Source organism: Rhodopseudomonas sp. AAP120 (assembly GCF_001295845.1).
In the GTDB taxonomy this organism is placed as follows: Bacteria; Pseudomonadota; Alphaproteobacteria; order Rhizobiales; family Xanthobacteraceae; genus Rhodopseudomonas.
On the sequence record NZ_LJIC01000033.1, the window covers coordinates 19,991 to 27,942 of the forward strand.

Sequence of the window (7,952 nt, forward strand, 5' to 3'; positions counted from 1 at the left end):
TCAGAATTTTTGATTAGTTGCGCGACATCTGCCTATCGCACTGCCACGGCTATGTGGCGTTGCATACGCTTTCGTCGACAACAAAGTGGCACGTTCATTCGTCAGATCTCCAGTCTGTTGAAGATCACCGCCGGAATGTGCCGCACGACCGTCATGATGATCTTCCATTTGCCCGGCGCGTAGACCGTCGGCTTGCCGGCGTCGATGCCGGCGACGATCTCCCGCGCGACGCTCTCCACAGGAGCAAGTCGAGCGCCCTGCCCCTTGAGCTCCGCCGTCATCGGCGTGTCGGTGGGACCCGGCTTGATCAGCACGATCCTGAGTTTGGTCCCGGCAAATCGGTGCTGCAGCCCCTGGACGTAACGGGTGATCAGTCCCTTGGCGGCCCCGTAGACATAGTTCGACTTTCGCCCGCGATCCCCTGCGACCGACCCGATCACCGCGATCGTCCCTCGCCCGGCCTGGGCCATGCGGTTGGCGAACGCCTCGGCGAACAGCACGGGCGAGACGCCGTTGATCTCGAGAGCGTCGCGACACGCCGCCAGATCGGACTGGCATCCGCGCTGGTCGGGCAGCGAGCCGTGCGCGATCAGGACGATGTCGACGCCGCCTTGTTGCAGAATGTCGTCGACCACCGCCTGGATGGCGACGGGGTCGAGGAACTCCGCCTGCACGATCCGGATCTCGGAATGCGGGCTGCGCACGCCAAGATCGTTCGCCGTCCGCTCGAGGCGCTGCCGGTCGCGGCCGAGCAGCACGAGGTCGGCGGGACGGCTCTCGAGCCACACTCTGGCGCAATGCTCGGCGATCGCCGAGGTCGCGCCAACGATGACGATTCTCGTCCTGCTGCTCATTCAACTTCCCATCAGGCGGCGCGACAGCGCGGAGCTGATGCCGGGGTCGCGATACGTCAGAAACTCTCCCAGCCGCGGATAGCCGGTTTCGAACAGATCGCGCGGCATTCGCGCATCCTTGGCGGGGTAGATCCGCCCCTTTGCTTCGCGCACGATGGCATCGAGCCGTTCGAACAGCCCGGCGGTCCGGGCGCCGTTGTTCGGGAAGTCCAGCGCGAGCGTCACGCCGGGCTGCGGGAAACTCAGCATCCCGGCGGCTGTCCAATCGCCGAACGTCTTCAGGACCGCGAGAAACGACCCCTCGCCCGAGCAGGCGATGTCTTTCAGCATCGCCTGGACCGCCTCGCGGCCGCTCTCCGGGGGAAACACGCTCTGATACTGGAAGAAGCCTTTCGGCCCATACATCCGATTCCATTCGTGCAGATTGTCGAGCGGATAAAAGAAGCTCTCGTAATGCGCCGTCGTCCGGTGAGGCGGCCGGCTCTTGAGATAGTAATAAGCCTTGTTGAACGGTCGCAGCGTCAGCCGGTTGACCAGAGACACCGGCGGGACGATCGGCATCGTCAACGACCGTCCCTTGCGCGGCGGGCGCTGCGTGCTCGCCGTGCCGACGCCTCGCATGAACAGTCCGCGCCCGCTGAGCTCGGCGACGCAGTCGATCCACGACACCGTGTACTCCCAGTCGGCCTCGGATTCCGCGGAGAGCTGGAAGAACTGATCGAGGTCCTGAAACGGAATTGTCTCGGTGTCCAGCCATGGGCCGGCGACAGGCCGCAGCTGGATCTCGGCCTGCGCGATCACCCCCGTCAGTCCCAGCCCGCCCACCGTTGCCGCGAACCACTCCGGGTTGGCGGCCGGACCGCAATGAATGATCTCGCCATCGGTCCGGATCAGCGTGATGTTCCGGACGTGATCACCGAACGTCCCGCAGCGGTGATGATTCTTGCCGTGGACGTCGTTGGCGATAGCCCCGCCGACCGTCACCATCTGCGTGCCGGGGGTAACCGGCAGGCTCCATCCGCGGGGGATCGCCAGACGTTGAATGTCGCGCAGCAACACCCCTGCTTCGCAAACCAGACGCCCGGTGCCGGCGTCGAACGCGATCAGATGATCCAGAGCCGTCGTGCTCCAGAGCGTCCCGTCAGGATTGAGGCAGACGTCACCATAGCTCCGGCCCATTCCACGGGCGAGGCCGGGAAACGGCCCTGCACTCAGCGCGGCTTTGATCTGACCGGGATCTGTCAGGGCGACGACGTGGTGCGGCTGCGCGGTGAGACGTCCCCATGAGGAGACCGGGATCATACGGCCTCCGCACGGAACACAAAGCGTTTGTCGAGGTGGTACTTTGCCAGATAGCCGATCGACAATCCGATGACACCGCCGAGATAGCGCATTTCCTTGCTACCAAAGGCGTAGGCGAAGCCGAACTCCACCAGCCAGAAGAGGAGCGTCGTCACCACCCCCGCGGCCGTGTAGAGGCCGAACGTCCGCGCATCGTGCGCGACGTCGCGCGCACGAAATCCGAAGATGTAGCGTTTATCGAGAAGGTACTTCGTGACCAGTCCGGCTGCCGTGCCAACGACCACGGAGACCGGGATCGCGACAGCGCCGTGCATGACCCGGACGACGATATCTTGAGCGGCGATGTTGATGGCTGTGGCCAGCACCGCAAAGGTCGCGTAGAACATCGCCAGCTTTGACGATGGTACCATTGCAAAATACGGCCTGGAGATTACTCTTTCCGGCATCGGCTCACTGGTATCAAGATACTTTGGATATCGCGGTTGGTAACAACGGCACTCGCAATTTTTGAAGTGATTTCTGAAATGCAGAACGCCACGACAGCTCACCCGCCAGTAGCGCAGATGCTGGGCCTGATCAAGCTGATGCGGCCGAAGCAATGGGTGAAGAATGGCTTCGTTCTGGCGCCGCTGATCTTCGCCGGACAATTCCTGAATGCGACGGCGATCCGCGAGGCGGTGTTCGCCCTCGTGCTGTTCTGCGTCGCCGCGTCGGCCACCTACATCATCAACGACATGCACGACGTCGAGCGCGACCGTCGTCATCCGACCAAGTGCAAGAGCCGGCCATTGGCGGCGGGGACCGTCACGCCGCTCGCCGCTTTCGGCTTGCTAGGATGCCTGTACGCCGCCCTGATCGTCGGATGGTTCGTCGCACCCAAGGTGGTCGTGGTGATCGCGGTCTATCTGGCGCTGAACCTGGCCTATACGTTCGTCCTGAAGCATCAGCCCGTGGTCGACATCTTCGTCATCGCCATCGGCTTCGTGCTGCGGGTTTACGCCGGCGCGATGGCGCTGGATGTCCCGGTCTCGTCGTGGATGTTCATCACCACGCTGTGCTTGGCGCTGTATCTGGCCGCCGTCAAACGTCGGCAGGAGCTCAATCGGAGCGGAACCGACAGCCGCAAAGTGCTGGAGAAATACTCGGTGGCGCTGGTGGATCGCTATGCGGAAATGTCCGCCACCGGCGCATTGATCTTCTACAGCATGTTCGTGATGTCGGCCAAGCCGGCCCTGGTGATCACCGTGCCGTTGGTTCTGTTCGGACTGTTTCGCTATTGGTTCGTCGTCGAAACGCTCGACGGCGGCGAGTCCCCGACCGATGCGCTACTGGCCGACTGGCCGTTGCTGGTGACGGTGCTGGTCTGGGGCGGCGCCTGCGGCTGGGCGCTGTGGCCCGCTTCGATCTGACCCGATCGCAATTCACTTAGGTCATCGCCCCGGCGTCGCGGCGCCCCGAGCTGACAGCTCGCCGAGGCTCGGCGATCACACCGGGTGGCCGTGCGGCCCATCGGCCAATCGCGGCTCGGATGCGCCCTCGCCTGCGACGATCCGCTCGGCGAAGGTCTCGTAGAGTCCGGCCATGAACGGCGGCGCCGTCGTCCGGCAGGCCGCGAGGGCTTCGGCCGCGGCGTCGCTTCGGCGCGTCGCCAGCGCGCCCAGCAGTTGGTGATGCGCCCGCTTCAGCTCGGCGAATTCCGGCGTCGCGGCGAAGGTCTCATCGCCGGCGAGCGCGTAGAGCCGGGTCGGCTTGGACTTGCCCTTCAGCATGATCTCGCCGGCTTCGAGCAGCGCCAGGCCCGGCGCGGCGCGGGCGACGTCTTCGGACACCAGGATGTCGCTGCGGAATTCCTTCGAGGCGCTCTCGATCCGCGCCGCGACGTTCACCACGTCGCCCATCGCCGAGTAGTTGAAGCGCTTCGCCGAGCCCATATTGCCGACGCAGGCGGTGCCGGTGTTGATGCCGACGCCGATCCGCACCACCGGGTCGGCGAGCCCGCGCGCCGCGAAGCCGAATGCATCGACATCGTTGAGCTGCTCGACCACCGCGCGCATCTTGAGCGCGGCGCGGCACGCCCGCGCGGCGTGATCCGGCACGTCGACCGGCGCGTTCCAGAACGCCATGATCGAGTCGCCGATATATTTGTCGATGGTGCCGAGTTCGTCCTGGATCGCATCCGATAGCGGCGACAGCAGCGTGTTGATGAAATCGACCAGCTCGGTCGCGCTCAGCGTCTCGGAGATCGGCGTGAAGCCGCGCACGTCCATGAACATCACGCTGAGATCGCGCATCTCGCCGCCGAGCCGCATCGCCTCGGAAGACTGTTCGAGCTTGGCGAGCAGCGCCGGCGCCAGATACTGCCCGAACGCCTGGCGCACGAAGGTCTTCTCGCGCACCGAGGCGACGTGCAGCACGCGTTCGACCGCAACGTAGGTCGCCAGCGTCGCCAGCGACGGATACACCGGATCGATCAGCAGCCGGAAATGCGAGAACGCGATCCACGAGCCGCCGATCGCGGCGAGGAATACCACGCCGCAGGCGATCAGCGAGAACCGTGCGCCGGCGACCAGCAGCAGCGCCGTTACCAGCGTGCCGAGCAGCAGCGTCGCGAGGATCTCGAACCCGTCGGCCCAATCCGGCCGCTCGATGAAATCCTGCGAGATGATCTGCTCGATCAACTGCGCCTGGATCGCCACGCCCGGCACCACCTGCCCGAGCGGCGTGGCGCGGGCGTCGAGCAGGCCCGACGCCGAAGTGCCGACCAGCACGATCGTGCCCTCGAGCTTGTCTCGCATCTCGGCGGTCTTGGCCGGATCGAGCACGTCCTTGACCGACACCGTGCGGTCCGGCCGCTCGCGGCCGAAATACACCCAGACCTCGCCGTCGCGCGTCAGCGGCAGCTTGAACTGACCGACCCGCATGTCGACCAGCGCCGCGTGGCCGGTGTCGGCGTCGCCGCTGGCGCCGGTGCCGCGCACCACGATGCCCTTCTGGTTCTGCACCACCCGCAGCGCCTCGATCGCGAGGCTCGGATACACCTGCGTGCCGTCCGACATCAGCATCGGCAGCCGCCGCACCACGCCGGCGCGGTCGCGCGCCGACAGGTTGATGGCGCCGATGCCGGCGGCGGCCTGATCGAGCAGCGGCAGGTTGGCGACGGCGCCGCGGAACGGCGGCAGCACCTGCGTCGGCGTGACGCCGACCACCGCGAGCCCGGTCTTCACCGTCGGCCGCGTGGTGTTGCGCGCGCTGATCGCCGCGAAGCCGAGCACGGTCGGCGTCGCCTGCATCGCCTGCGCGAAGCTCGCATCGTGATCCGGCAGGCTCTTCAGCAGCGCGACGGTGAGGTCACGGTCGGGCAGATCGGCATCGCCGAGTTCGCCGGCGAGGCGGCCCGGCGTGGTGCGGTCCGGCTCGGAGAAGATGATGTCGTAAGCGACGACGCCGGCGCCGAGTTCGCCGAGCCGCTTGGTCAGCGCGGCGAGCCGCGTGCGCGGCCAGGGCCACTGCCCGAACGCCGCCAGCGACGCCTCGTCGATGTCGACGATGCGCACCGGCAGGTCGGCGACCGGCCGGGGCGACAGCCGCTGATAGGCGTCGAAGGCGCGCTCCTTGAGCTCGCCGACGATGCGCGGATCATAGGCGCGCAGCGCGGTGAGCAGGATCAGCGTCGCCAGCGCCGCCGCCACGGCCCGCACCGACTTGCTGCGCGCCAGCCGCCGCAACCGCACCCAGACCAGGGTGGCGCGGATCAGGATCGGATCGGCGTCGCGGCTCAGCCGCCGCATGACGCTGGTCCGCTGGTCGCCGCCGGCGCCGCGTCGGCGCGGCGACGGTCAGGCCGGCGCCGAACGCGTTGCGGCCGGCCCGAGACGCCGGTGCCCGGCACCAGGCCGGGCACGACGACACATGGCGGGGCGACGGAGTCGATCGATCGCATGGGCGGCCAGGCTTTCAGGATCACGACGGCTTCGCGTGTTTAGCGCGCCCGCTCCGATCGAAGCAACCAGCCGGGCTCCCGCTACTTCATCTTCGCCGCGAAGATGCCGCCGCCGAGATAGCCGGCGCCGGAGATCGCCACCGCGCCGCCCATCTCGCCCACCGGGCTGTTCGCGCCGCGGAAGAAGCTGCCGGTCAGCGCCATCTGCCGCGCGCCGGCATCGCCGGCCAGCGAGCCGGCGAAGTTGCGCGGATCCTGCATCAGCTGCACCTGGCCCGCATAGTTGGTGTTGTCGAGCCCGGTCACCGCGACCTGCCCGGTGCGCGCGCCGAAATTCACCGTATTGCTGAAATTGCCGGTCGCCACATATTGCGGAGAACCGCCATTCTCGATGTTGGCGACGACGTGGCCCGCATAGGTCGCCTGCCCGCTCAGCGGCACCTCGCCCGCCGTGGTCGGACGGCCGGCGACCCAGAATCCGAGCGCCGTGTCGAGATACGGGCCCTGCGTGCTCTGGCTCGCCCACAGTCCCCACCGGGTATAGTCGCAGTCGCAGAAATTCGTGGAGCTTCCACCATCGGCATATTGCCGCGCCTGGTCGCGAGTCACCGTCACCATGGCGCCGCTGTGGTCGGTGATCGCCATGCCGTTGATCGTCGACAGCGGCTTGCCGGTCTTGTCCATCTGCGCCCCTGCGGCGAAATTATTGTAGTCGCCGTAGCCGCTTTGCGAATCGAGCGTCGGATCGGTCGATCCGAACTGATAGTTGAAGGTGGTCGGCAGATAGTGGGTGTTCGGGCCGTGCGCGACGCCGCCGTCGAAATTCGCCTGCACCCGCCCGGTCGTCGCATCGAGCGCGACCCTGGCGGTGCCGATAGCGGTGCCGGTCGACGGCCCCGTGTAGTAGGTCGAGCTGTTGGTCAGCGTCGTCATCAGCGCGCCGACGAAGCCGGAGAGCGTGATCGACGGACGCGCTGCGATGCTCTCCTGGGCGATCTGATTGACGGCCGCCTGCTGGGTCGAGGTCTGGATCGTCTGGTTGAGCGAGGCGGCGACCGGAGGCGGCGGAGGTGGCGGCGGCGGGGCCGGCGTCAGCGAACCGGCGACCGAGCCGCCCGGCGTGCCGGTGGCGCGGTTCTCGGCGCGCTGCACATTGGCGGGAGACGCCGTGCCGCGCGCGACGCCGCCGCTCTGGCCGCTGCCGCTCTGGAACAGCCGGATCTGGTTGAGCACGAAGTTGGGCGGCGGCGGACCGGGCGGCGACGGCGGCTGGCCGCCCTGCAGCGCGGTGTATTCGCCGGCGCCGAGCGACACCGTGCTGCCGGCGGACGACACCGTCGAGGTGCCATAGCCGGCATAGACGTGATTGGTGCCGATCAGCGCCACGCCGCCGCGGATGCCGACGGTGGCGGACGCGGTCTTGATCTCGGCGTCGCCATTGTGGCTGATCTGGCCGCCGACGAAGCGCAGCGCGCCCTTGCCGAGCGTCGCCGCCAGCTTGCCGCTGCCGGCGTTCGGATCGTAGACGTATTCGTCGATCGTCAGGTCGCTGTTCGGCCCGATCGTCATCGAGGTCTTGTCGACGAACAGCAACTGCACCGAGCCCGCCGAGGTGGTCTGGATCCGCTCCTTGTGGGTGATCGACGATCCGATGGTGATGGTGCGCAGGTTCGCGGTCGCGTTCGGATTCACCGCCGAGGCCTTGCCGACCTCCTGCGCCATCGCGCTGCCGCCGAGCAGAGCGACGATCAGTGCGGCGAGAACACTGCGGGCGGTCGATGCACGGCGCCTCGTCATTGCGAGCCAACGGGTCGGCGCAAAGCGCCGCCCGATGACAGGCTCCGCGAAGCAATCCA

Annotated in this window: 6 protein-coding genes; 1 reads left to right on the top strand and 5 read right to left on the bottom strand. The window is 67.1% G+C overall.

Translation table 11 applies throughout. The annotated features are described in order from the left end of the window. Positions 1-101: 101 nt before the first annotated feature. Genes IP86_RS06585 through IP86_RS06595 form a run of 3 tightly spaced genes read right to left on the bottom strand, consistent with a single transcriptional unit; the run spans position 102 to position 2,542 of the window. The gene (locus IP86_RS06585) at positions 102-854 is read right to left on the bottom strand and encodes an SDR family NAD(P)-dependent oxidoreductase (RefSeq protein WP_054161720.1); all 753 of its coding nucleotides are present in this window, start codon (positions 852-854) and stop codon (positions 102-104) included. Then, positions 855-2,156, bottom strand: coding sequence for an FAD-binding oxidoreductase (locus IP86_RS06590; protein WP_054161721.1), 1,302 nt, complete (start codon positions 2,154-2,156; stop codon positions 855-857). Further along, positions 2,153-2,542, bottom strand: a complete 390-nt coding sequence (locus tag IP86_RS06595; RefSeq protein ID WP_197279657.1) for a GtrA family protein — start codon at positions 2,540-2,542, stop codon at positions 2,153-2,155. The genes IP86_RS06590 and IP86_RS06595 overlap by 4 nt, the downstream gene beginning before the upstream one ends. Before the next feature lie 138 nt (positions 2,543-2,680). On the opposite strand from IP86_RS06595, the gene IP86_RS06600 reads away from it, so the two are divergent. Further along, a complete protein-coding gene (locus tag IP86_RS06600) occupies positions 2,681-3,565 on the top strand; it encodes a decaprenyl-phosphate phosphoribosyltransferase (RefSeq protein WP_054161723.1) in 885 nt (294 codons plus the stop codon). Between the two features lie 75 nt (positions 3,566-3,640). Here IP86_RS06600 and IP86_RS06605 read toward each other — a convergent pair whose 3' ends face one another. Together IP86_RS06605 and IP86_RS06610 are read right to left on the bottom strand one after the other, a co-directional pair. Further along, entirely contained in the window at positions 3,641-5,944 is a 2,304-nt protein-coding gene (locus tag IP86_RS06605) for a CHASE2 domain-containing protein (RefSeq protein ID WP_054161724.1), read from the bottom strand. Positions 5,945-6,177: 233 nt separating this feature from the next. Further along, a complete protein-coding gene (locus IP86_RS06610) occupies positions 6,178-7,893 on the bottom strand; it encodes a FecR family protein (protein ID WP_054161725.1) in 1,716 nt (571 codons plus the stop codon). Positions 7,894-7,952: the final 59 nt, after the last annotated feature.